This is a genomic window from Dulcicalothrix desertica PCC 7102, from assembly GCF_003991905.1.
Taxonomy (GTDB): Bacteria; Cyanobacteriota; Cyanobacteriia; order Cyanobacteriales; family Nostocaceae; genus Dulcicalothrix; species Dulcicalothrix desertica.
Window position 1 is genome coordinate 74,590 of record NZ_RSCL01000016.1, and the last position, 24,024, is coordinate 98,613.

The 24,024-nt window shown below is 38.4% G+C and carries 25 protein-coding genes; 14 read left to right on the forward strand and 11 right to left on the reverse strand.

Annotated features, from left to right (window positions below; all coding sequences use genetic code 11):
• Positions 1-83 precede the first annotated feature (83 nt).
• On the reverse strand, positions 84-668 hold the full coding sequence (locus DSM106972_RS30080; RefSeq protein WP_127084132.1) for a PAP/fibrillin family protein: 585 nt from the start codon (positions 666-668) through the stop codon (positions 84-86).
• Between the two features lie 236 nt (positions 669-904).
• Between DSM106972_RS30080 and DSM106972_RS30085 the strand changes: the two genes are divergently transcribed.
• Both DSM106972_RS30085 and mraY read left to right on the forward strand, forming a co-directional pair.
• Entirely contained in the window at positions 905-1,147 is a 243-nt protein-coding gene (locus DSM106972_RS30085; protein ID WP_127084133.1) for a DUF3134 domain-containing protein, read from the forward strand.
• Positions 1,148-1,264: 117 nt separating this feature from the next.
• The gene (mraY, locus tag DSM106972_RS30090; RefSeq protein WP_127084134.1) at positions 1,265-2,365 is read left to right on the forward strand and encodes a phospho-N-acetylmuramoyl-pentapeptide-transferase; all 1,101 of its coding nucleotides are present in this window, start codon (positions 1,265-1,267) and stop codon (positions 2,363-2,365) included.
• An 801-nt stretch (positions 2,366-3,166) separates the two neighbouring features.
• Here mraY and DSM106972_RS30095 read toward each other — a convergent pair.
• The 3 genes from DSM106972_RS30095 to dtd form a co-directional block, all read right to left on the reverse strand.
• On the reverse strand, positions 3,167-3,673 hold the full coding sequence (locus tag DSM106972_RS30095) for a MogA/MoaB family molybdenum cofactor biosynthesis protein (protein ID WP_127084135.1): 507 nt from the start codon (positions 3,671-3,673) through the stop codon (positions 3,167-3,169).
• 87 nt (positions 3,674-3,760) lie between these two features.
• Positions 3,761-4,096, reverse strand: a complete 336-nt coding sequence (gene psb28 / locus DSM106972_RS30100) for a photosystem II reaction center protein Psb28 (protein WP_127084136.1) — start codon at positions 4,094-4,096, stop codon at positions 3,761-3,763.
• Between the two features lie 69 nt (positions 4,097-4,165).
• Complete coding sequence (gene dtd, locus DSM106972_RS30105) at positions 4,166-4,621, reverse strand: D-aminoacyl-tRNA deacylase (RefSeq protein ID WP_127084137.1); 456 nt, start codon at positions 4,619-4,621, stop codon at positions 4,166-4,168.
• Between the two features lie 553 nt (positions 4,622-5,174).
• On the opposite strand from dtd, the gene hbs reads away from it, so the two are divergent.
• Genes hbs through DSM106972_RS30120 form a run of 3 tightly spaced genes read left to right on the forward strand, consistent with a single transcriptional unit; the run spans position 5,175 to position 8,023 of the window.
• A complete protein-coding gene (hbs, locus tag DSM106972_RS30110; RefSeq protein ID WP_019490515.1) occupies positions 5,175-5,459 on the forward strand; it encodes a non-specific DNA-binding protein Hbs in 285 nt (94 codons plus the stop codon).
• Between the two features lie 26 nt (positions 5,460-5,485).
• Positions 5,486-6,574, forward strand: a complete 1,089-nt coding sequence (cobD, locus tag DSM106972_RS30115; protein WP_127084138.1) for a threonine-phosphate decarboxylase CobD — start codon at positions 5,486-5,488, stop codon at positions 6,572-6,574.
• 45 nt (positions 6,575-6,619) lie between these two features.
• Positions 6,620-8,023, forward strand: coding sequence for a dihydrolipoyl dehydrogenase family protein (locus DSM106972_RS30120; protein WP_127084139.1), 1,404 nt, complete (start codon positions 6,620-6,622; stop codon positions 8,021-8,023).
• A 38-nt stretch (positions 8,024-8,061) separates the two neighbouring features.
• Here the strand turns inward: DSM106972_RS30120 and DSM106972_RS30125 are convergent, their stop codons facing one another.
• On the reverse strand, positions 8,062-9,762 hold the full coding sequence (locus tag DSM106972_RS30125) for a DUF3685 domain-containing protein (RefSeq protein ID WP_127084140.1): 1,701 nt from the start codon (positions 9,760-9,762) through the stop codon (positions 8,062-8,064).
• 77 nt (positions 9,763-9,839) lie between these two features.
• Between DSM106972_RS30125 and DSM106972_RS30130 the strand changes: the two genes are divergently transcribed.
• Positions 9,840-12,797 carry a pentapeptide repeat-containing protein gene (locus DSM106972_RS30130; protein ID WP_127084141.1) on the forward strand — a complete coding sequence of 986 codons (2,958 nt, stop codon included), beginning with the start codon at positions 9,840-9,842 and terminating at the stop codon, positions 12,795-12,797.
• 442 nt (positions 12,798-13,239) lie between these two features.
• Positions 13,240-14,007, forward strand: coding sequence for a hypothetical protein (locus tag DSM106972_RS30135; protein WP_127084142.1), 768 nt, complete (start codon positions 13,240-13,242; stop codon positions 14,005-14,007).
• A gap of 33 nt (positions 14,008-14,040) precedes the next feature.
• On the opposite strand, the gene DSM106972_RS51615 is transcribed toward DSM106972_RS30135, so the two are convergent.
• Both DSM106972_RS51615 and DSM106972_RS30140 read right to left on the reverse strand, forming a co-directional pair.
• A complete protein-coding gene (locus tag DSM106972_RS51615; protein WP_158632898.1) occupies positions 14,041-14,214 on the reverse strand; it encodes a hypothetical protein in 174 nt (57 codons plus the stop codon).
• 234 nt (positions 14,215-14,448) lie between these two features.
• Positions 14,449-14,898: a Fur family transcriptional regulator gene (locus DSM106972_RS30140; protein WP_127084143.1), complete on the reverse strand. Its 450-nt coding sequence runs from the start codon at positions 14,896-14,898 to the stop codon at positions 14,449-14,451.
• 231 nt (positions 14,899-15,129) lie between these two features.
• Between DSM106972_RS30140 and DSM106972_RS30145 the strand changes: the two genes are divergently transcribed.
• Both DSM106972_RS30145 and DSM106972_RS30150 read left to right on the forward strand, forming a co-directional pair.
• The gene (locus DSM106972_RS30145; RefSeq protein ID WP_201800802.1) at positions 15,130-16,092 is read left to right on the forward strand and encodes an alpha/beta hydrolase; all 963 of its coding nucleotides are present in this window, start codon (positions 15,130-15,132) and stop codon (positions 16,090-16,092) included.
• A 146-nt stretch (positions 16,093-16,238) separates the two neighbouring features.
• Positions 16,239-16,559: a hypothetical protein gene (locus DSM106972_RS30150; RefSeq protein ID WP_127084145.1), complete on the forward strand. Its 321-nt coding sequence runs from the start codon at positions 16,239-16,241 to the stop codon at positions 16,557-16,559.
• A 202-nt stretch (positions 16,560-16,761) separates the two neighbouring features.
• Here the strand turns inward: DSM106972_RS30150 and DSM106972_RS30155 are convergent, their stop codons facing one another.
• Both DSM106972_RS30155 and DSM106972_RS30160 read right to left on the reverse strand, forming a co-directional pair.
• Positions 16,762-17,169, reverse strand: a complete 408-nt coding sequence (locus DSM106972_RS30155) for a hypothetical protein (RefSeq protein WP_127084146.1) — start codon at positions 17,167-17,169, stop codon at positions 16,762-16,764.
• A 105-nt stretch (positions 17,170-17,274) separates the two neighbouring features.
• Positions 17,275-18,171, reverse strand: a complete 897-nt coding sequence (locus tag DSM106972_RS30160) for a helix-turn-helix domain-containing protein (protein ID WP_127084147.1) — start codon at positions 18,169-18,171, stop codon at positions 17,275-17,277.
• Between the two features lie 68 nt (positions 18,172-18,239).
• Here DSM106972_RS30160 and DSM106972_RS30165 point away from each other — a divergent pair, with 68 nt between their 5' ends.
• Complete coding sequence (locus DSM106972_RS30165) at positions 18,240-18,803, forward strand: HAD family hydrolase (RefSeq protein WP_201800803.1); 564 nt, start codon at positions 18,240-18,242, stop codon at positions 18,801-18,803.
• A 252-nt stretch (positions 18,804-19,055) separates the two neighbouring features.
• A complete protein-coding gene (locus DSM106972_RS30170; protein WP_127084148.1) occupies positions 19,056-20,873 on the forward strand; it encodes an ABC transporter ATP-binding protein in 1,818 nt (605 codons plus the stop codon).
• 278 nt (positions 20,874-21,151) lie between these two features.
• Here DSM106972_RS30170 and DSM106972_RS30175 read toward each other — a convergent pair whose 3' ends face one another.
• Positions 21,152-21,514 (reverse strand): type II toxin-antitoxin system PemK/MazF family toxin, encoded by a 363-nt coding sequence (locus DSM106972_RS30175; RefSeq protein WP_127084149.1) that lies wholly within the window; start codon positions 21,512-21,514, stop codon positions 21,152-21,154.
• Positions 21,515-21,516: 2 nt separating this feature from the next.
• Entirely contained in the window at positions 21,517-21,735 is a 219-nt protein-coding gene (locus tag DSM106972_RS30180; protein ID WP_127084150.1) for a hypothetical protein, read from the reverse strand.
• Between DSM106972_RS30180 and DSM106972_RS30185 the strand changes: the two genes are divergently transcribed.
• From DSM106972_RS30185 to DSM106972_RS30195, 3 genes are all read left to right on the forward strand, one after another.
• Positions 21,734-21,955, forward strand: a complete 222-nt coding sequence (locus tag DSM106972_RS30185; protein WP_127084151.1) for a type II toxin-antitoxin system HicB family antitoxin — start codon at positions 21,734-21,736, stop codon at positions 21,953-21,955. The genes DSM106972_RS30180 and DSM106972_RS30185 overlap by 2 nt on opposite strands.
• A 204-nt stretch (positions 21,956-22,159) precedes the next feature.
• The gene (locus DSM106972_RS30190; protein WP_127084152.1) at positions 22,160-22,777 is read left to right on the forward strand and encodes a class I SAM-dependent methyltransferase; all 618 of its coding nucleotides are present in this window, start codon (positions 22,160-22,162) and stop codon (positions 22,775-22,777) included.
• 159 nt (positions 22,778-22,936) lie between these two features.
• Positions 22,937-23,659 carry a hypothetical protein gene (locus DSM106972_RS30195; RefSeq protein ID WP_127084153.1) on the forward strand — a complete coding sequence of 241 codons (723 nt, stop codon included), beginning with the start codon at positions 22,937-22,939 and terminating at the stop codon, positions 23,657-23,659.
• Positions 23,660-24,024: the final 365 nt, after the last annotated feature.

Here is a 24,024-nt window from a genome sequence, read left to right on the forward strand (position 1 = left end):
AAAAAGGTGTGTCCTCCCCCTTGACAATGCACTCGTTATCGAATAACTTTTTTGGTCACAAAGGAAAAAATATTTAGGAGTAATCATGCCCTAGTTAAAACGAATACACTACCCTCGTTACCACGACCAATCCGTAAATCGTTGTCTATATAAGTAATATCGAGCCATCCTTGTTGGTTGGTGCTGTTAATTGGGAAGTCAATAGCGGTAAACTTTTTACCAGTCTCGATTTGTTGGATATACGATGAAGGAGACTTAAAGTCGATTAAACGACTTAATCCAAGTATCGAACGCTCGAATTTGACTTGGACGCGCGTCAAGGAGACAGGTTCAAATGTTGCGACGACACTGATAATACCTTCTAAGTATGGCAATCCGTAAACTGATGCTATGTTGTATACACTGTTGGTGTTGACGCGGATACATTGATATATTTGACCTAATTTATATAAAGGTAGCCGATCAATGTTTAACAATCCCTTACTTGTGGTGTATAGTAGTCGCCAATCGCCATCAAGCATTTCACTTGCCTCAAGTGGACGCGGTGTTGGGTTCTGGTCTTCTAGATTCGCAACATAGGCTAAAATTGCTTGTTTGTCCAGTTCGGTCGCTAATAAACCTCGATTTGTGGACGCAATAACGTTTAGAAGTTGAGTTTTTACTAGCATCGTTTTTTACCTCAAATGCAGGTCAGTAAATAGTCATTATTGAAAACAAAAAAGCCCCAATGTGTACCGCCATACCAAAAAATCGATATTTCACCAAGATTTTCCTACGGATATTAAATAATATTTTTTTTGACGGATTTTCTTGGAAAAGAGTTGAATGAATAACTAAAATCTCTTGTATCAAGTGATAGACTCTTATTGTCCAGCTACGTTACTTACTTTGTGTCTTTGTCGATATGCTTAATTCTCCATTACGTGAAGCTCCCCGCAACCAACGTGCAGCTGTAATTCCATTAAAGCAAGAAACATCACTTTTAGACTGGTTACAAGCTAGTGGGCGCCTTATCGCTCGCGCAGAGCAAGAACCAGACTTTGGCGATGATGGTGAAGAAGAAATATCAGAGTTTTTGGGTGGTGATGATGGTATTGGTTACGATGACGACGATATGGACGATGATGTCGATATTGAGGAATCGTAAACAAAGCCAAGTGTATCCTTAAAGCAGAGGACTTGTGGCAAGCATAGTCCCTATTAATAAATCAGCTTATTAATTAAGCTAAATCTTAAAAAGAGTGTGGAGTGAAGGGAAACTTACGTGGACGCAAAATTATCTCCTAACCAAGGATTGAATATTACTGGTATCGGTTTAGTCTCGTTACTAGGTGTGGGGCTGGGTGTGACAGCACTAATATTGGATGTTATGGCAGGTCGTCTACCTTGGCTTGCAACATCATTAACGATGCCACTTCTACTGTGTGCGTTAATTTCTGCCGCAGTCGGTTATTGGGTGGTACCCTGGCTCTGTGCCCTCAAAGCTGGGCAAGTGATTCGTGAAGATGGGCCACAAGCTCATCTCAAGAAAGCTGGCACTCCAACAATGGGCGGTATATTTTTTATTCCTGTTGCCGCAATTGTTGCTTGTGTATGGTCTGGTTTTGACCGTCAAGTCCTCGCCGTTTCTGCATTGACTTTAAGTTACGGTTTCATTGGTTGGCTCGACGACTGGCAAATTCTTCGTCGCAAGTCCAACAAAGGTATTTCACCAAAGACTAAACTAGCGCTGCAAGTTGGATTCGCAGCACTATTTTGTCTGTGGTTAATGTATAGTCAGACGAATAGCATTACAAGTATAGCGTTTCCTTTGGGTTTTTCTCTACCCCTTGGATTATTATTTTGGCCTTTCGCAGGATTTGTGTTGGTCGCCGAAAGTAACGCAACCAATTTAACTGACGGTATTGATGGTTTAGCTGGAGGTACGGTAGCTATCGCGATGCTCGCTTTAGGCGCCTTAACTGCTCCAACTTCACCCGAATTAATGATTTTTTGTGCCAGCATCAGTGGAAGCTGTCTAGGTTTCTTAGCACATAACCGCAACCCTGCCCGCGTATTTATGGGAGACACAGGTTCCCTCGCGTTGGGTGGTGCATTAGCAGCAGTCGCATTACTTACAAATAGTCTCGCAGCATTATTTATCTTAAGTGGCATATTCTTTGTTGAAACCTTGTCAGTAATGGCACAAGTTGGTTACTACAAAGCCACTAAAGGTCCCGACGGTAAAGGCAAACGTCTCTTCAAAATGGCGCCGTTACATCACCATCTCGAACTTTCTGGATGGTCTGAATTGCAAGTTGTTGCAGTCTTTTATATAATTGGCGCCATTTTAGCAGTATGCGGTTTCGCAATCGGCAAATTTTAATATACATGAAATAAAGTTTTCGACAAGACACTTCAGCCTCCTCTTAATTGAGGGGGCTTTTTTTATTTTTAACACAAATTCATCAATCCACTTGGAAACTACTTAAAATGCTTTTAAACAGCGTATTCACGCTTCGCTCCTGGAGTAACGCTAGTATTATTCAATATCATCTACATCAGGCTGACATTAGTGATTTTAGTAGAGAATCAGTTTGCATTAATATAGGACTCATACCCAGAGCATCCGTTAAGTGATAACCTAACAATTGAGCGTTTTTTACCGTATAAAAGGCTTTATCAGAGGTATCGAAATAATCTTGTTTTGACAAACATCCTGAAACATCTGTATGCAATTATTGATACAGAAAATACAATTGCTATCAGTAGAAAATTTCACAAGAAATAGGTACATTAATACCGGCGTTACGTTGATATAGGCACCTTGTACTCAAATAGGTAAGTTGACGCATCTTGTATTACAAAACATAAGTACCTTCGGCTATTGAGTATATTTTAACTGTTTATGCTTCAGCCAAGCAATACTCTACACCATATTCAAGGCTTCGGGCAACGGCGCAATAGCTAGCACAAAAACATTTTTCAATAATAGTATTATTTGCTATCACATGGCATAGTTAATACTAAAATACGAACATCATTCATCGTCCTTTTGGAACGAAGTATACGAAACAATTCTTTGCTATCTATGACTGCACATTTGAGACAGATGTGCTACAGCTTATCAAATTTAATAATATGAACCACTAATTATTTAAAATCGACTATCCGTTACATCCGTTTATTATCCGTTGCCAATTTGTCCAACCAGATGAACAATTTCTGGTAATATCAATTTTTCCATTGCTAAACGCACTGCATTACTCGAACCAGGAACCGAAAAAATTAGCTTACCTTGATAAGTACCAGCAGTAGCACGCGATGCTATTGCACGTGAACCAATTTCTTGATAACTCAAATATCTAAATATTTCCCCAAAACCTAGTAAAGTTTTCTCTAGTAGTTTTTCTATTGCATCATAGGTTGTGTCTCTTGGTGCAATTCCGGTTCCACCGTTTAATATAATTACATCAACGTCCGTTCGTTCTTTTAATTTTTCTATTTCTGTTTGAATTAAAGTGGGTTCGTCTTTAATTATTGCGTATGCGGTGACGGTATGATTGGCGCCAGAGAGTAATTCGTGAATTAATTGCCCGCTTTTATCGGTTTCGATAGTGCGTGTGTCGCTAACGGTGATGACGGCACAGTTTATTGTTGTATGTGGTGCGTCGGGATGAGGATGATTTGCCATATCAAAGTTATGAGTTGTGAGTTATGAGTGATGAGTTATGAGATAGAATTTCAACTCCGCTCCTCCTAACTCCTAACTCCTAACTATTTAAGATTTTCCAAATTCTAGCCCGTTGTCTTCGGCGTAGCGCTCCATAAACCGCATGAAACGCTCCCACTCGTCAGGTGACCTCATGATGTAGACTGCTTCGAGTGCTTCTGGTTTTCCATTGATGAATTTGCCTTTGACTTCGCGAGTGATTATTTCACCCTCTTCATCAATCATGTACATCCCGGTAATATCTTCGGTATTGCCACTGCCCAGTGCGTTTGGATTTTGAAAAATAAAGGTCGCGGTTCCGCTCTCACCAGAGCGCGAGCGTGTCAAACGTATATCTGGGATAACTTCTTCATTGACACCTCTAGAAAATTGAATCTTAGCCATGATTAAGTAATGTTAAAGTAGCGTGATACCTAAATTAAGATTCTCTCATCATTTAGTACCAACATTTCATTACTGCCCAAATTCTTTCTCAAGTATCAAAGTGACGGGGCCATCATTTTCTATACTTACATGCATCATTGCTCCAAATTGCCCTGTTTCTACTCGTAACCCGCTTGCGCGCAGTTTCTCGACAAATTGATTGTATAGATTAGAAGCGCGAGAAGGCGCCGCGCTTTTGTCAAAAGAAGGGCGCCGACCTTTACGACAATCCCCATACAGAGTAAATTGACTAACAACCAATAATTCCCCATTAATTTCTTGTATCGATTTTTGCCATCTGTCTCCACCTTCATCATCAGAAAATACCCTTAATTCCAAACATTTACGTGCCACCCATTCCAGTTCAGCATCAGTATCTGTATCAGCTATACCAACAAGTACATTTAAACCCCGCCCGATTTCACCAATAATTTCACTATTAACTGTTACCTGTGATGATTTAACTCGCTGGACAATCACGCGCATAGTACTAAATAACTACTAAGATAGATGATTTGGTGTAATTTCATTTAATTAATAATTATCATTGAATAGGGACTTAATGATAATTATTTTTTATCATATAGTATTTGTGATATTTTATACGACAGCATAATAAATTTGAATATGAGTAATTTTTTCTTCTTTGCTGGTGTAGTTTATTGATGAGCGTTACCCATGCTTCCAAAAAACCCGTAACATCTCTTTACATTCCAGTACACTAGCCAACCTTGTTTTTTTTGCAGATCAGGGTATTTACTAGGTATTTTTTCCTACTTTTGGGGTGGTTTTTAGTAAAACACCCCCCTTTTTTGAAGAAAAATCCTGAAATCTATATAAATTAATGGTTTCATCTGTTCACTTCTGTCGTATAAACCTTAGAATGATTCATTGAAAAGTCGAGCCAACAGGAGTTGCAGCAATTTCAAGCAAAAATACTCCTTTTGGTAGACTTTGTAAATCTCCTAACAGAGATTTCAGTGAATTCGGCACAGGGTGTGTCCGTACACAATCCCAAGTAAACCTCAAGGAGTTTGACATGAACAAGGGCGAATTAGTAGATGCAGTAGCAGAAAAAGCTAGCGTTACCAAGAAGCAAGCGGATGCAGTCCTTACTGCGGCGCTAGAGACTATTATCGAAGCGGTTTCTTCGGGCGATAAGGTTACACTAGTTGGATTTGGCTCATTTGAGTCACGCGAACGTAAAGCCCGCGAAGGGCGCAACCCGAAAACCAATGAGAAAATGGAAATACCTGCTACCAAGGTTCCTGCTTTCTCTGCTGGTAAGCTATTTAGAGAAAAAGTGGCGCCCCCAAAAGCTTAGTTAGTTTTGAATGGAGTAAATTATCGATGGGGAAACCTGCACATGGAGGAAATTTAGTTTGGGCATCGGCGCTTGCTGGTTGTCCTCCTAGTGCGATTCTGGATTTTTCTGCCAGTATCAGTCCGTTGGGACCACCGGAGAGTGTATTGACGGCAATACAGTCCCAGCTTAGTAATTTACGGCACTATCCAGACCCCAGTTACAGTGATTTGAGTTTATCGCTCAGTCACTTTCATAATCTACCTTCCGAATGGATTCTGCCGGGTAACGGCTCGGCAGAATTACTTAGTTTTGTAGGTAGAGAGTTATCAGAATTTGAAACAACTACCTTAATAACTCCAGCCTTTGGCGACTATTACCGCGCGTTGGCTGCTTATAACGCACAAGTGTTGGAGTTCCCTTTAATTAGTGGTGAGTGGAAAGTGCTGAGTGCTGAGTTATTAGAAAAACTTATTACTCACCACTCAGCACTCAGCACTCATTACTCAACACTCCTTCTTAACAATCCTCACAACCCCACAGGGGTAATATTTTCACGCGAAGATATTTTGCCCTGTTTAGACAAATTTGCTTTGGTGGTAATTGATGAAGCGTTTATGGATTTTTTACCACCAGACGAACAACAAAGTCTTATATCGGTTGTGCAGGATTATCCAAACTTAGTAATTTTAAGGTCGCTGACTAAGTTCTATAGCATACCCGGTTTGCGATTGGGTTATGCGATAGCACATCCTAACCGTTTACAACGCTATAAGACTTGGCGTGACCCTTGGAGTGTTAACACTTTAGCGTCTGCTGCTGGGGTAGCTGCACTCTCTGATACAGAGTTTCAAGCTAGCACTTGTTCATGGCTACCCAAAGCGCGCAAAGAACTATTTGAGGGTTTATCTCAAATTCCAGGTTTACAACCGCTTCCAAGTGCCGCTAACTTCTTACTAGTCCAGTCCGAACATTCTTGCGTGGAGCTACAACATCGATTACTCAAAAACCATCAAATCTTAATTCGCGACTGCCAAAGCTTTCCTCAGCTTGGAGACCGATTTTTTAGAGTCGCTGTTCGTACAGAATTAGATAACAAGCGGTTATTAACTGCATTGCAAAGCGTTTTATTATAATTTTAGCCCTGTGTATCGACACGCGAATTTAATTCTCTGAAGAATGTGATTGAATACGACATTGTTATTATTGGCGGTAGTTTAGCTGGACGTTATGCAGCTTATGGCGCTATTCAGTTAGGCGCCAAAGTGGCACTTGTTGAGCCAGAAAATAGTTCCGAATTATTATATTCAAGTGCCCTGAACCATATCGCTTGTGAGTATCGTCCTATTGTGTCTAAGATGGCGCCAAGTGAATCTATAGATTGGGAAACAGCAATGTTATGGGCATTTGGAGTAGAATCTCAAATTGGTGCCGAAAACTCGCTTGCACTAATAGCAGCACAAGGTGTTGACGTTATTGTTGGTAGCGGTCAATTTGAGCAAAAACCACATCTAGCGTTTTTTGTCAATAACCGTTTATTAGTAGGACGGACTTATTTGTTAGCTACTGGTTCACATTACTTAGCACCAGATATAGAAGGATTACACAAAACAGGCTTTTTAACGCTTGGAAATATAAGTTTTTCTCTTGAAGTGGCGCCTAATAATTGGGTAATTTTAGGTGGTGTACCCCAAAGTATTGAGCTTGCACAAGCTGCTTCGCGTTTAAATTGCAACGTGACGTTAATTGTTGAGGGTTCCAAAATTATCTCACACGTTGACTCCGAAGTCATTCAATTACTCGAAGCACAGTTAGAAGCTTCGGGTGTACGTGTACTAAAACAAACTAAAGTTACACAGGTTTTATCTATTGATGGTAAAAAGTGGTTACAAGCAGGTGATAAAGCCATTGAAACTGACGAAATAATTGTGGCAACACAAACACCGAACATAGAATCACTCAATTTAGCGGCAGTTGGAGTTAAATGGCATAAAAATGGCTTGCTTGTAAATGCAAAACTGCAAACTACAAATAATCGTATTTATGCTTGTGGAGATGTTATTGGTGGATATACGCTTACTAATTTAGCAAATTATGAAGCTAATATTGCTTTAAGAAATGCTTTATTTTTTCCGACAAGAAAAGTTGATTATCAGTATGTTCCTTGGGGAATAGCAACTCAACCTCCTTTAGCGCATGTCGGAATTACCGAAGCACAAGCACAGCAATTATATAATTTTGATGAAATAATAGTTTTACGACAATATTTTAAGTCGTTGCCATTAGCCCAAATTAATGATGAAAATACAGGTGTTTGTAAAATAATTACTTTAAAAAACGGCGAAATTCTAGGAGCATCAGTATTTGGATTAAATGCGGGGGAATTAATAAATCTAATTTCCTTAGCAATAAATCAAAAAATTAAAATTAATAATTTTCACAAAATAGCACTTGCTTACCCAAGTGTAGGAGAAATTATATTACAAGCCGCACGCAATTGGAATAAAATCAAACTAGAGAAAAATAACGCACTACAAGAATTACTAGAAGACTTTTTCCAGTTTCGTCGCAATTGGAATTTGTAGAGACGTTACATGTAACGTCTCTACATTCATATTTATATTTACGGTTTTTTATTCTTTCCTTCTAAAAACGAAACGCTACCAATCCCTTGTAATATACCACGTCCAATTAAACCTATACCGCGTCCGACAACTTGCGTCAAAACAAATACTACACCGCTACCTAGAAAAGATAACATTGATTGTAAACGAGGCGCCACGGCATCACGAAATTCTAGCATCAAAGTTACAAATAGTGGAATACCTCTAAGTTGCGTCAGTTCATTACGTCTAGAAGCGTATATCGAAGTTTTTGCAATACCACGCGGTGCAAAAACAAATATTTCATAACGACTTTCAAATATTGCCTGTGGTTCCTTATAATAATTTCTAAGACGATATTTCCACGACAAGTTATTTCTAAACCTTTCGATTTCTCTGGTTGAAATATATTGACGGTCATAATAATCTTTTTTAATTGACTCAACATCAGCTAATCGATTTAACAACGGCTGAATTACACTGTTGGCTACTTGAATAATTATATTTTCTAAAATCATTAATGCATTAGCTCTAGCTTCTGTACTATCAGCCGAATATATCACATTATCAATATGCCAATTGTTCTGAAAAACTAAATATGATAAAAACTCGCTAAACAGTGGTATATAATTCAGAATTTCCGATTGAACAACATCAATATCTAGAATTAATAAGTTTACGATTTCTACATAATTACCATTAATGCGAACGCGCGTAAATTTGCCAAAAAACTCAGTAGTGGCTGTTTGCCACAAATCACGTAAAATAATATGCTTTAATTCTTGTAATTGATTAATCTCGACTTGAGAATTTCTTAGTTCGTCTAAAACTTCAGCCAGCTTTTGCAAAATTAAATACAGTAAATCGCGTTTTTTGTCAACACGTAAAATATCTATTTCTAAGGCAACATCGGTAACATTGTGTAATGGTAACTGAAACTGTGACACACAAGAAGCAAATAAATCTGATTGTAGTGACCGAGGACTAGATAACTGCGGCGCCTCAGTCACGAAAACGTTGGATGGTTCAATAATATTAGTAGAAATATTAGAAGGTGTTTCGACTTGTTCAAGTTGGGGCGATACTGACAATAAATGATTTAACAACCATCGTGCGGTCTGTAGTTCGCGAACTTTGCCAGCTAAAACTGCACGCTCAAGTGTCGGTATTCCCGGAACTCCCAATTCTCGTCTGATTTGTCTCAGGTTGGCCTGAATATAATTGTTACCCGACAATCTGAGATTATTGATAAATCTTGCTGCGCGTTTAGTAAGGGGGGGTGAGTAGACATTCTCTTGATAGTTTGTGGCGATATTTCGAGAAAGCCAATAAACACCACCAGTTATAACAGTATTAATAGCTGTTACTAATTCTGGAATGGGGGCGCCTTTCGGGCAATAACCCTCAACCCCGATTTGTGCTGTACCCGCTAGCTGCTGCAATGGTTGTGAGCTTAGTAACAAGATTGGTAAATCTGGGTACTGGGCTTTTAACTGCCTACATAACTGATTAATGCTGGGGTAGTTAGCTAATTCCAAAATAATCAAATCAAGTGTAGGGTTGGGTTGCATCAATGAAACTAGTTGCAGCGCTTCTACATCAGTTTGAGCTTCCCCAACTATTTCTAAGTTCGCTTCAGCTTCCAACGCTACTCGCAGTCCTAATCTAAAAATTGGGTCGGGGTCAACTAAGAGTATTCTGATGGCGTTGGTTGTGGTCATACTAGTCAAATGCACAGTTTCCGATTAGAGATTAAATGAAGCATAATTAAATTTGAAGGCTATTTACTGAGTTAAAAATGAACTTAAGTATTCGCCATTGGCTGGCGAGCAAATTTATCAAAAATAACTACAGAGAAGCACTTAACTCAAGTTCCATCTCTGGACTATCCCTACGTATTATCAACGAGATTGAAGATAAAAGTTTAACTTGTTTTGACATATGTAGTTTAGCAGAAATACTTGAGTTGCCGATAAGGTTAGCGTGTCTTGAAATTCCTGTAATTATTCAACTAACCCAAAGTCTACTATCCAACAGTAGTCAAAAAAAACCGTTGAAGCGGAATGAGGGAACGTGGCAGGTATTTCAAATTGCGTATTTACTAGCTCTATTACAAATTTTAGAGCAGGAGATTCATTTAAAAAAGCCCTGGTTAAACCGAGCGATGTTTTGGTCGGACGTAGAAATTTGTTTTCCTCTTACTGATGGGACGTTACAAGCTTTGCTGAAAACACTTCAAGGGGTCAAATTAACTGATACTCAAGCAGAACAAGCGCTCTTATTAATGGGTGACTCCTTTTTAGTCCAGCAAATGAACAGTGCGACTGTAGCTTGGTTAAAAGCAAACGGCGCCGAAGAAACCGAAGCCAAATTAATGGTACAGCGATTATCACACGCACTACCAGGACATTTACTCGAAGTAATTGCCCAAAATGCTGCTGGTTTGGCACAACTACAAAAATTTGTGCGGTTGCAGGTGAATTATACAAGTGGCACAACCACTGCTGCTTCACATCTTGCATCAGACGTTCACACATCAAAAATAGATTTACACTGCGAGCAATACCGTGCTAGCTTAATCAAATTTTTAGCTGAACCCCTATTTTTAGAATCATTTTCACTAAAAGATATATATGTACCACCCAAGGGATTAGTATTTGATACAAATAGCCAATACGAACCTAAAACAGTTCAGCTAGTTGATTTAACAACATGGTTACTACAAGAACTCGAAAATTCGGGTAATATCACCTTTATCGAAGCTTTATCTGGTTATGGAAAGACGAGCTTTTGTCAGATGCTTGCCGCAAAAGTCGCTCAAGAGATTTACCCAAGCTGGATGCCTATACTGATAAAATTACGTGATGTCTCTGAATGTAATACTTTTATTGAAACTCTTTGCTCTGGACTTCCTTTATATTTATCTATCCACCTGGCACAATGGCTGAAACATGAATATCCAAGATGTTTAATAATCCTCGATGGTTTCGATGAACTACCCTTCACAACAAATAAAATATTAAAAACAAAGTTTATCGAGCAGCTAGTTAACTTCCAGTCGCAGTCGCAGCATAAAGTTGTTTTAACCTCGCGACCAATTGATTTAACTGATATTACAGATGAAACAACACCATTGCGACGCATTAAAATGCAACCGCTTGAGCAAGAGCAACTGCGAATTTGGTTCCAAAATTGGATTGCCGTACAGTCGGCGCCAATTTCTCAAAACTTCTTTATGTTCTTAAAGCAAGCGGGGTTATTTTCGGGTAAATCAAAGTTACCTGAACTAGCAGCGCTAGTACGTCAACCCTTAATGCTATATCTACTAGGTATTTTATACCGGGATGGATTACTAGAAGATGACATCATTGAACTAGCTTCTTCACGACAAAACGGTGGCGCCTTTATAATGTGGGAAATTTATCAGCGTCTAAACCGTTGGTTATTGGGATATCCTTTAATCGGTGGAATAAAACCGATATTAATACGTGAAGGAACAGCCCATATTCACCGTACCCAAGATGCCATCATAAATCTTCTACAAAACCATCATCCTAAAGATGTACATACGCAGATGCTCTCCCTGGCATTGAAAATATTGCACTCCCAACAGCATATAAAATCAGAAGCATCAGACATTTTGCCCGCATTTTATTTTGATAACTATACCCCAAACAAAATCAAATTCTCTCATCCCAAACTAGGTGAACTATTATGTGCCGATGCAATTGCTACACAGCTAAAATTACTTACTCAACGTCAACGTAATGATTACGGCGAATCAAACTTTATAATAGACAATCATACAAGTATTGCACAGCACATATATAACCTACTAGGCTACGGAATTATTAGTTCTGAAATTGGAGAACTAGTAATCGAAGCATTACGCCAATCTGAACTCAAAGATATATTCTCCGTATTATGTGACCGTTTACTAATCGTCTGGCATGGCTACTGCCAAGGCCGTTGGCTTGATGAACTTGTAGTACACAACGCTCGAAATTATTATAAAAACTTAGAAAACCCACTCAACGTTGAACAAATTAACGCCGCAGTCGGGCTAAATTTATTTTTCTTGCTTTGCGACTGTCACCGCATGTCCAAGCGTATATTTAGTCCCTGCCATAACCCCCAAGTATTAGCACAATTAATTTCTAGAACAAATATTTTGGCGCCAAATGCATTTAGTGAGCGAGCAAATCGTAAAACTTTTACAGCTTTAAACCTATCAAACGCTGACCTGACCCAAATTTCTCTAGCTGGAGTCTCTCTAGAAGGAGCAAACTTAACAGGTGCCAAACTAACAGGCGCCAACCTAGCTTGTTCAAACCTAAACAGCGCAAATTTGACAGGTGCCGACCTTACAGGTGCCAACCTAGAACGTGCCAACTTAACCAATACGAATTTATCAGTAGCTAATTTAGAGTGTGCGAACTTAACAGGCACAAGGTTAACATCAACAATCCTTACAAATGCCTGCTTATATAACGCCATACTATCGGAACTAGATAAAGAAGCGGTTAGTTTACAGGGAGCAATGTTCGCACCCGAAGAATACCGTGCGCTCAAAAATATATTAGCGCATCAATCAAAGTTAGAAGGTTCCTATACCTCCGACTCAACCACAGGCACAAACATTTGGTTGAACAGTACACCAGAAATAGGAATGATTGAAAGCATTGAAGGAGAAATGCTACCAGAAGATTTATATGAAGACGAAGTAGATGACGAAACCTTTATTGGAACTTATTAAAATCTTGTCATAAGTAGGTAGGCAGAATTAAACGGTACTATCTAAACTTATTTACAAACAAAGTGAAACTCAACACTGCTTGAAATCGTTGGGTTAAGCGATAGCGCAACCCAACCTACAAAAGTTTAATTATTAACCGTTTGCAATATAAAATTCCGTACCTTTACCGACTCCCTTGTTAAGCAGAAGAATTAGTCGGAGTAGTAAAAAAAAGATTAAAAAACAAAAGTAACAAAAGTACTCAATAATTTACCTTAATTTACCTCGAAAGTAAAAATAAAGGCGATATAACAATCCTAACTCAATTGTGAAAAAACAATATGGCGGGTAATACCTGCTTTACAAAAGGCTTCAAAAAAAGAGTAACCTATTCTACTTAAATATAGGAATATTTAAGCTTAATTAGCAATAGAAAACAAAAAACAAAGCCGAAAACAACAATATGTATTTAGTAGAAATATCCCAGCAAGTACTCAGTACTGTTAACTATGTATCTTTTCAAATTATCGGTGCGGAAGCTTTAGGCTTAACGTTCATTACAGCCTTGGCTTTTATTGCAATTCATTTGTTCTCAGGGTACATCCACAAGTTTTTACACCAACAAGAACGTCAAGTTGCTTCCTTCAGTGGAGGAATGGCAATTGCTTATGTTTTTATACACTTAATAGACAAATTGGGTAAAGCAGATAGAATTATTGGAAGAACTAGTTTTAGTTTACTTTGTTTAATGGGTTTTATGATATTTTATGGGCTAGAATATTTTGCCTGTCAAATTATAGATAAAAAAGATAATAGTAATTTATCTTTTGGCATAGAGTTAGCTTTTGCATGTATTTATAATTTTCTCATTATTTACGCAATTCCACAACAATTTGAACAGTACGGTAGTTTAGTCTTTCTCTATTTGTTAGCAATGGGTTTGCATTTACTAAGTCATAACCTCGTTTTTGCTAAGGAATATGGCACAGCGTTTACATCTTGGGGACGATATATGTTAGTGAGTGCTGTAGCTTTTGGTTTTTTTATTGATGTGTTCACTCCAAAACCAAGTCAATATACCTCGGATGGGTTTATTGCTATTCTCGCTGGGTCTTTATTATATCATATTTTTAAAGAAGAAGTTCCAGACCCACAACATTCCAATTTTCTTTGGTTTTCAGGTGGAGTTTTAGCTTATACGGCTTTGCTGGTATTTCTCATTAAAAAGTGAGTAATTTTTAATATTCTTGGAAGCATTGATAAACTAAGGTTCTGGAACCATCGTAAATTTGTTCGCTTCTAACGATATTGAAATTGAAGTTATTGGTAAAATGCTGCGTCCCTGGTCAGATGGCATGAAACCAGGCTGGTGACTAATTGGTAACAATACAAGCTTTAGAGGGCGCCGATGCTTGAGTGCATCGACATTTTTTGTCATTATCACATATCAAACTTAAGAATAGCAGCTTTTAAGTCCTAATTGCTGTTTAAAAAGCTTGTTTCAGTTTCGCTTTTAACATCCACACTCTACTTGTCTTTGGGTGAAAACTCAAAGACTTTTTTGTAGCAAGATAGTTTTTGCGAGACTGTAGGGTGGGCGCACTGCCCACCTTACTAATATCATTTCTGGTAAGGTCTCCATACTATCGACAATCAACCAGACATGATATAATTAACCTTGTTTATTGCGATAGCCAACGAAGTTAATACTGTAATCAGTAATTTTAACTCCTGTTTGTTCTTCGATTTGACGAATTAAATCTTGGGGGAGTTCGACATGGACATCAAGAATTTGGTTCGTATCCAAACAGTTGACGTGACTGTGAGAATCACTAATATTACCGTAAAGGCGCCCGTCGCAGCGTTCAATACATTCGATGATACCCTGTGAAGAAAGAGCTTCTAAGTTTTGATACACAGAAGTATGACCGATGTCTTTGCCTTGTTGGTTGAGACGGTCGTAAATTTCTCGTGCTGATAGGTGTTCTTGCGCTTGCCACAACAGTTCGAGTATAAAACGACGTTGACGGCTAACGCGCATACCCAGGTCTTGACACCGAGATAGCGCGTCTTCAAGGGAGCGAATAGGTTTTGATGTTATCGATGTCACTGGATTTTGCATATGCGAATTTGTTAATGGAATAATTGTGCAGCAGGAGTGTTTTGTTATATATGCAACTATTGTGCAACTAATATCACATTTATTGCTACCTGTACTTCAAGATGTCGTGACACATGAAATTACAGATACAGATTTGTTTCCTTTGAACATCGAGTACGATAAGTTATTTAATCAAATTCTAATTCATACTCATTACAACTTTAGCTTAAAAACCATAAAATCGTCTATAAAATGCAAACACTTTTACTGATTGCCACGACAACATACCATGCTTTGATGTGTTGGTTAGAGGATAAAAAGTCGGCGCCAGGTCAAATCGTGCATATAGGTAGTTGTAAATTACACATCTATACCAAAGGTGAAGGCAGTCCCACAGTAGTTATCGACCACAGTCTTGGAGGTATCGAAGGTTATTTCCTAATCGACGAATTAGCTAAAATCACAAGGGTTTGCGTATACGACCGTGCGGGGTATGGGTGGAGTGATATAAGTTGGCGCCCACGCACCAGCGAAAATATAGTCACAGAGCTAGATTTACTACTTACAAAAGCTAACATTAAACCACCGTATATTCTCGTAGGCGATTCATTTGGAAGTTATAACGTGCGACTTTATGCCCAGCGTTTTCCAGAAAAAGTAACAGGGATGGTACTTACCGATGGTTTACACGAAGAAAGCATGTTAAAAATGCAATTTGACTTACAAGCATTAAAATACTTCTTCGCTTCAGGGTTTGTAATGTCGGTCATAGGCGCCATATTAGGAATAGTGCGGATATGCCAACAATGCGGGATATTTTTGTTACTCAAACCAGAATTAAGCAAATTTACTCAACATACACGCGAACACGTACTACGTTCATTTCGGCGCCCCAAACACTGGTTAACAATGGCAAGAGAAATATTAAACTTAGATACAAGCAGTAAACAACTAAAAAAAGCAAATAACTTAGGCGCCTTACCAATAGTCAGCATAAAAGCCAACAGCTTCTTTAAACCAGCACTATGGACAAACTTCATCCCCTTAAAAAGTGCCAACAAACTGCGCGACACAATGCACGAACAAATCATAAAACTATCCACAAACTGCACACAAATCCAAACAAACAACAGCGGTCACTTCATATGGGTAGACGAACCAGAAATAATCACAACAGCAGTAAAAATGATAATCAAAAACCTTCAACAAACTTAACAATTAACATTATTCTTCTAAAATAACCATCTATTAAAACAATATCTCTTGTGGAACAGGCATCCCTGCCTGTTTATTTATATTTATATTTATTATTTTTAATTTGTGCTACAATGTAGTAAGTGTAGTAAAATAAATTGTTGTTTATGCATGACGACTGGGATATTAGTATTTACAAACGTCAACAGGTGTTAGCAGCAGAAATAAAAACTAAGTTAAACGCGCCAGTAGAATGGGCAGCAGAATTTAGACGTAATATATTCTCGCATGGACTTTATGCATCAATGCCGTACTTCATGTTTATTTTTCCTGATAAAATATACATGTGGACAGACCCTAGCACCTCAGATAAAATCACATTACCTGACTACACGATAGACCTTAATCTATGCATCAATCATTACTCATTTACGACAAAACCTTCCGAATACAGCATGTTTTCTCAATCGAAACTACAAGGATTTTGATATTCCTATAATTACTAATGATTTAAACAGCTTAAATTGTAGGATGATATCAAGATTTGACGACGGTTACAACTTTATTCAATCGCGACTGCGATAATTTAAGTCAAAATAACTTGTCAAACGCCGCTTCATAATTCGTAACACTTTTCTTAATTCATGGCGCCTCACTAGTGACAAGCTTCAAAAATTACCAAAAGTCGGTTTATCGCTTTGAGGACTCCTGTAAATCATCTGTAATCAGGTATAGTGTAAATATTAGTATAGCTGCACCAGCAATTGCATCCAGCCAAATGAGTGTGTGCATTTTGAAAGAAAATGCTACTTTGGCAGGGAAAAAATAATGTCCTGGGCTAAAGGCACCTGTTATCGAGTAAATAGCAATGCTAATATAGGCAAGCCAGAAAAATCGTTTAATGTATAAAACATATCCAATTATCCCTATTGCCGTCAAAATTATCCAAGCAATCCAAACACCTTGTTGAGTAATCCAAGCAGGACTAGGATAGTGTTCAAAATCAAGAAAGTTATCAGTGTAATGAAATGCTGTAATCACTATATTCATTACCAGCAAAATCAGTAACCATTTTTGATGCTGTTGTATCTTATCCATGTTTGCTTCCTTTTGACAGCATAAATCAATACTGCTGATTACAATACACAGGCAAAAAACGGCAGTCTTGGCAATTATATTAAAAATTTGTCAAATCTTATGATTTTATATTTGGTTTCGATATTGCTTTGGTGTTACCCCAACATGTTGACGAAAGAGTTTAGTTAAACGACTTTGGTCAAAGAATCCTACATTCTGGGCAATTTGAGAAATACTAAGCTTCGATTGTGCTAAAAGATGCTTTGCTGTTTTAATACGGTAGTTAAGAACGTATTGATAAGGTGTAACACCTGTTGATTGTTTAAAAAGTTGCACGAAATAATTAGGACTTAGCTGTACAAGCGCTGCAAGTTCGACTAAACCTAAGTCACGGTCAAAGTATGTATGAATATAGTCAAGGACAGACTGTAATTTTGATGGAGATAAACCGCCTGTATTCTGGCGCCATACAGTGTTAGTATTAGTGTAATGCTTAAGTAAGTGAATGCTCAGAAGTGTTATTGCAGATTCAAGGTATAGATTATTACTAGTATTCTTTACTTCAAGTTCAGTTTTAAGTGCTAAACCAATACCATAGACAAGCGAATCATCAATTGCAAATTGTGGCGCCAGTTCAATGCTATGAGTATTTAATTCTTCATTGACAAAGTATAAGAGCGTTTGCGGAGAAATACAAAGTTGAACAAACTCAGCTTCATCGCTCCAAAAAATTCTTTGGAGAATGGTTGCTGGATAAATGCCAATTTTACCAGAAGTGTAAGTACCTTCAAGCGAGTGTCCTTCTGAATACCTTTTTCCCTGGACAGGCTGACCAGTATAAATTACGACGTTGTGCTGTGCAAACGACAATTCAGGTGTTTCCCAAGCTGGTTGACGGTGATAAGCAACATAAATTTTATTCCAACCCTTTGCAGCACTAGAAATAATAGGAGCAAGTGGAAGCGCATTCAAAATCGTTTGTTCTTGAGTTACATCAACTGCGACCAGCGATTTATCCAACATACTTATAGAAGAAAATGAGTAGATGCCGTAGACTATTCAAGCAAAATAAATAAAATAATATTACTATTGTGTGCATCAATATTAAACAACAATTAAATATCGACCGAAAGCTCTTAATACTTGACCTTGATGAAACTCTTATCTACGGCACAGAAACACCCCTCGCGCGCGAAGCTGATTTTCTTGTTGAACCATATTATATATACAGGCGCCCACATTTAAAACAATTTCTCAACACCTGTTTAGATTGGTTTGATGTTGCTGTTTGGACTTCCTCTAGTAATGATTATGCAGTAGAGATTGTCGCTGCTATATTTGAGAATCCAGATTCTTTAGCTTTCTTATGGGCAAGCGAACGTTGTACCATAGCTTATGATTATGAGTTACTCATACACTATCCACGCAAAACGCTCAAAAAGCTCAAGCGCAAAGGCTATTCTTTAGAATCTATCATTGTTTTAGACGACACTCCACAAAAATGGAAGCAAAGTTACGGTAATTTAATCCAAGTTAAACCGTTTGAAGGTGATGAGACGGATGATGAGTTGCTGCGTTTGCTTGGTTATCTTGATAAATTAAGGTATGAGAAAAATATACGTGCGCTGGAAAAACGGTCTTGGAGGTATATGTAAAAAACTTCCACTCTAAAAATGTCCTAATTTTTCTTGATTTCTCTTGTGGGGTGGGCATCCCTGCCCGCCTTATACTTGGAACGGGCAAGGATGCCCATTCCACAAGATGTAGATGCCCATTCCACATTCTGGCATAATTCAATTTTTGGAAGTTTGTAAATATTTTTTTACATAACCCTTGACTACATCATACTACGTCATGTAGTATAAAACCTTCGGAAGCTTACCACTCACACAGTAATAGTGTGCATCATGGCAACCTTAAAAGATGTTATCGGTTATTTCCGCCCGTACTGGAAATTTAGTGTTTTTAGTATTGCGGCATCTAGTGTTTATGAAGTTATTGATTTAGTTGTACCCTATGCGATAGGTCAAATTTTGAATGTACTGTCTAATCAACCGTTAGACAAACCCGTTACTGGATTAATTACATATTTTGCAAACCTTACTAATTCTCCCGTTGATAAACCTCTAACTTTGGGTATATTACTGGGGATGATTTTCGTAGTAACAGTTGTGCGGGCGCCGACGCAACCCTGGTTAACTATATGGTTTCACTGGGATATTGCGTTGAGAGCTAGACGAGATCAGTCAGAGAATGCGATATCAAAGATTCTCACCTTACCTTTAGAATATTACGATGAAAACAACCCTGGACGTATAGCCGGAAGGGTTGCGCGGGGAATTTCAAACCACACTTGGACTTATCCTGAAATAGCAGGACAAATGATTCCCAAGCTGGTGCGAGTTTTGGGAATTTTTGTTTTCATCTTGTTTGTTGAGTGGCGAATAGCAGTTTTATATCTAATTTCGTTTGTAGTGATTTTAGGTTATACGCTCAAAGATTTGCGGCGCCTAATTTGGCACGAAGAACGGTTAGATAAATACATGGAGGATACCGAAAGTCGAACGAGCGAAATTATCAGCAACATCAAGACAGTCAAAGCATTTGCCACCGAACCGGAGGAACTAAAGCGTCAAAAAACTCGTTTAAACCGTGAGTTTAGAGTTGTAGACGACCGCATTCACAAAGGTTACGTCGTACTAAGTACCGCACAGCGCACAATGATTCAATTTTGCGTATTTGTAGTATTTGGTATGACTCTAGCCGCGACAGTTGGCGGACAAATATCGCTGGGTCACTTTCTCATGGTCTATACTTTGGCAAGCATGGCTTATGCCGAGTTAGAACCGATAAGTAACTTAGCAGAAGTATTTGCGCGACGTATTAGTTCGATGTTGCGGTTCCACGAATTTCTCCAAGAACCATCAAGTGTTGATTCTAATGGAATATTAGAGGCGCCGACATCAAATACCCCATACAGCTTTACAGGAAAAGTCGAGCTTTGTGGTTTAAGCTTTGGTTATGAAGAAAATCGCCGTGTATTGCACGATATTAATTTGTTGATAAAACCGTATGAAACTGTAGCGTTAGTAGGACGTTCAGGTTCAGGAAAATCAACACTCGTTAAATTACTACTGCGTTACTTTGAACCAAATGAAGGTAAGATTCTAATCGATGGTGAAGACATTCGCAGCTTAGATGTGAGTAAATATCGGCGCCGTTTGGCAATAGTTCACCAAGAAGTAGACGTATTTAACGGTACGGTACTTGATAACTTACGTTATGGTAGACCAGAAGTAACCTTTGAACAAGTCGAAGAAGCCAGTCGTATTGCACGTTTAGACGAAGTAATCAAAGTTCTTCCTAATGGATATTACACCGTAGTTGGAGAACGCGGTGTCAGACTTTCGGGAGGACAACGGCAAAGACTAGGTATTGCCCGTGCTTTACTAGTTGAACCCGACGTATTGATATTTGACGAAGCAACATCCAGCTTAGACTACGAATCTGAACGCGCAATTCAATTAGCAATGCGCTCCTTACAAGGAACCCGCACCACAATTGTAATTGCTCACCGTTTAAGTACAGTCAGGGAAGCAGATAAAATAGTTGTACTTGACCAAGGCAAAATTATCGAAGTTGGTAGTCACGAAGAATTACTGCGTCATGGTGGTATTTACCACAGATTACACGCACTGCAAGAAACTGGGGAATTGTTGACTTAATACATAATTAATCCCCCCTAACCCCCCTTAATAAGGGGGGAACAAGATGTAAAAGAAACCGGGTTTCTTGCTTACTGAATATGAAGATTGTCACAACGCTCATACCCTTAGTTTTAGGAAAAATTGTTGCAGCATATTGGAGAGAAAAGTTAGTTACATCAATTACGTCTTGCTTACTCCAACTATAACTTTGGTCAATTATAGAAAGGTTTTGGTCAACTAAATCGTTAAGAATAAGATTTGCGCTCACGCAGTCGCGATTAGCAGTGGTTTACTTGTTAAAAATCAGACAAATTATCGAGCGAATCATCCAATTCAGCAAGCGATGTCTTTACACAAGCACGAACTCCTTTCCAATCACGTTCTGATAAATGCCCAATAACTATAATATTAGCCGAACGTGGCAAAGTAACTATAAAACTACGAAAAACAGATGCAACCCGTAAACCAGCGCTCTGCCAATCTTGAAGTACATGGTCAGTGGTACCCAAAGCTGTTGTTTGGGTAGTAATTAGTCCAACTATTACATCAGGACGATTTTGATGATAAGTAGTTGATGACAAAACCACAGCAGGACGACGTTTAACACCCGTAACCCCTGGAAAATCTACCGTAACAACATCACCAGAATTAAACGTCACAACTACATATCCTCGCTTTCAGGAAAAATCGTTACAGCGTATTGGAGAGAAAAGTTAGTTACATCAATTACATCTTGCTCACTCCAGCTATCACTTTGGTCAATTACAGACAGGTTTTGGTCAACTAAATCGTTAAGAATAAGATTTGCTAAACGCAGTCGCTCAGTCGGTGATAACGTGCGAAGAATATGTGTATAAATTTCTTGAGCAGTCGTTGTCATGGTAAAATCTCCTACTTCTCATTTTATTGTAGTTATTGAAAAAGGTTCTACTAGTTATGGCGCCTATGTGACTAATTTACCTGGATGTATAGCTGTTGGTGAAACAAGAGAAGAAGTATTAAAACTTATAAAAGAAGGTATTGAGCTTCAGCTTGAAGATTTGGGTGTTTATAGGGAAAAATATTCCTGCACCCTTTGGAGAAGCTTGTCCTCACCATAATTGATCCTCCCTACCCCCCTTAGTAAGGGGTACAAATACTTAGTATTCAAGTACTAAATAAATTTACAGGTACAATTTGAATTGTAATTAATGATTCTCTCTGTGTACTCTGCGTCTCTGTGGTAAAAATTATTTCACCACAGAGGCACAGAGAACGCAGAGGAAGATATCTTAGAAAAAAGGCGTATTTATGGTGCTAATTAAATGGGATTTTATTCACAACGTATTCTCCCTTATCTTCTCGATTGGTCTCTGTCTTCTCCGATAATTGGCAAGTACCGTCAAGAAGTGTTAGCAGGTATACAAGGGGAAGTTTTAGAAATTGGTTTTGGAACAGGTTTAAATTTATCGTACTATCCAGATGATATTTATAAGATTGTTACGGTTGACCCAAACCCAGGTGTTCACGCATTAGCAAAAAAGCGTATTGAATCATCTTCTATCACGGTGGAGCATAAGATATTAAGTGGTGAAAATCTACCGATGGCAGATAATTCATTCAAGCATGTAGTTAGTACATTTACACTGTGTAGTATTGCAAATGTAGAGCAAGCGCTCGGAGAAGTTTACCGTGTACTTAAGCCAGGTGGAGCATTTCATTTTTTGGAACATGGTTTGAGCAAGGAACCAGAAGTGCAGGTATGGCAAAACCGTTTGACACCGTTACAGAAAATTATCGCGGATGGCTGCCACTTCAATCGTAATATTCGCCAACTTGTTGAAAATCAGTTTCAAAATGTCAAATTAGAGGAATTCTACCTCGAAGATACTCCCAAGGTTTCTGGATATTTGTATAAAGGTGTTGGATATAAACTTATATGACACAATCGAACGGGCATTTCTTAAGAATGGACGCTAGAATGGGAAGCATTTGGCGCCGTTTGCTGAAATGCTAATGGTCATAATAAAACGGGATATTTTCGGATTACGCTCTGAAATATCTATATATATAGTAAAAATTACCTATATTAAAAGTTTAATATGTTAGTACGTAGACCGAAAAGAAAACCAGGGAAATTAGTTCTTTACTCAAGACCGCAGCAGTACATGCAAGTTAAAGCGGCAATTGTCGCTATTGCAGTGACTGGGATGACAGCAGTAACAGTACCAGCGTTTGCACTCGTTCAACCAGCATTCGCACGCGAAGCTATTTTACTTGTGCAGCGTTCTTTACAAAACGGTAATTCTAAACCAGAAACAAAACTTGATGTCTTGCTGCGCGAGTTGGCAAACCTAGAAGTTGAAAAGGCTACGTTAGATGTTAAACATACTTCTAGCAACGAAGCTATCGAAGAAATTGATGCGTCTATAAAAGCTCTACGAAACCGTATAGATGAAATTCTGCCAAAAAGCAATGCTGCTATAAGCAATATAGTTACAGAAGCGCTTGTTTCTAAGATTGCTGCATTGGAAATTGAAAATTCCTTGCTCGAAGCATATCATACTCCGTATGCTGAAGTTGTAGTGTCTACAGAAAATCAGATTCGTAGACTATGGCGCCGAGTTGCTTCGATCACACCACAAAACCCCAAAGATGTAATCAACCCAGTTGTTAGTGCTATTCTTGATACCGAAGTTGCCAACCTGAAAGCAAGACGCGCTTCGCTGGCAACTAGATATACACCCGATGATATCGGAGACTTATTGACAATAGATTTGCAGTTGGGCAGTTTGGCACAAAGGCAGGCATTTTATAATTCGTAGGGGCGCCAACCGCTAGGTAAGACATGTATTCTCTCAAAAGCAAAAACTATGTAATGATTGTCTTAACCTTACTTCATAAAGCTTAATGTTTTGTTACATTATTTTATATGGTAACTTGCCATAAGCTTTTTGTAGCTGCTTTGGCGCGCTTTAGTTTGTCTGGAATGCTCCAGCAGACCCTAATCTGTGATGGAAACTTGAGATTTTTGTCACATGTAACTGTGACTGAATACTTAAATTTTTAGAAAGAAAGCCGCTGGAAAGGATTTTTGGGAGGAAGTTATTATAAGAATGTAAATTTTTTTTACATATATACACTCTTTGAGTAAATATATGCGCCCAGTTCTCGAAATCTCAGGGTTGGG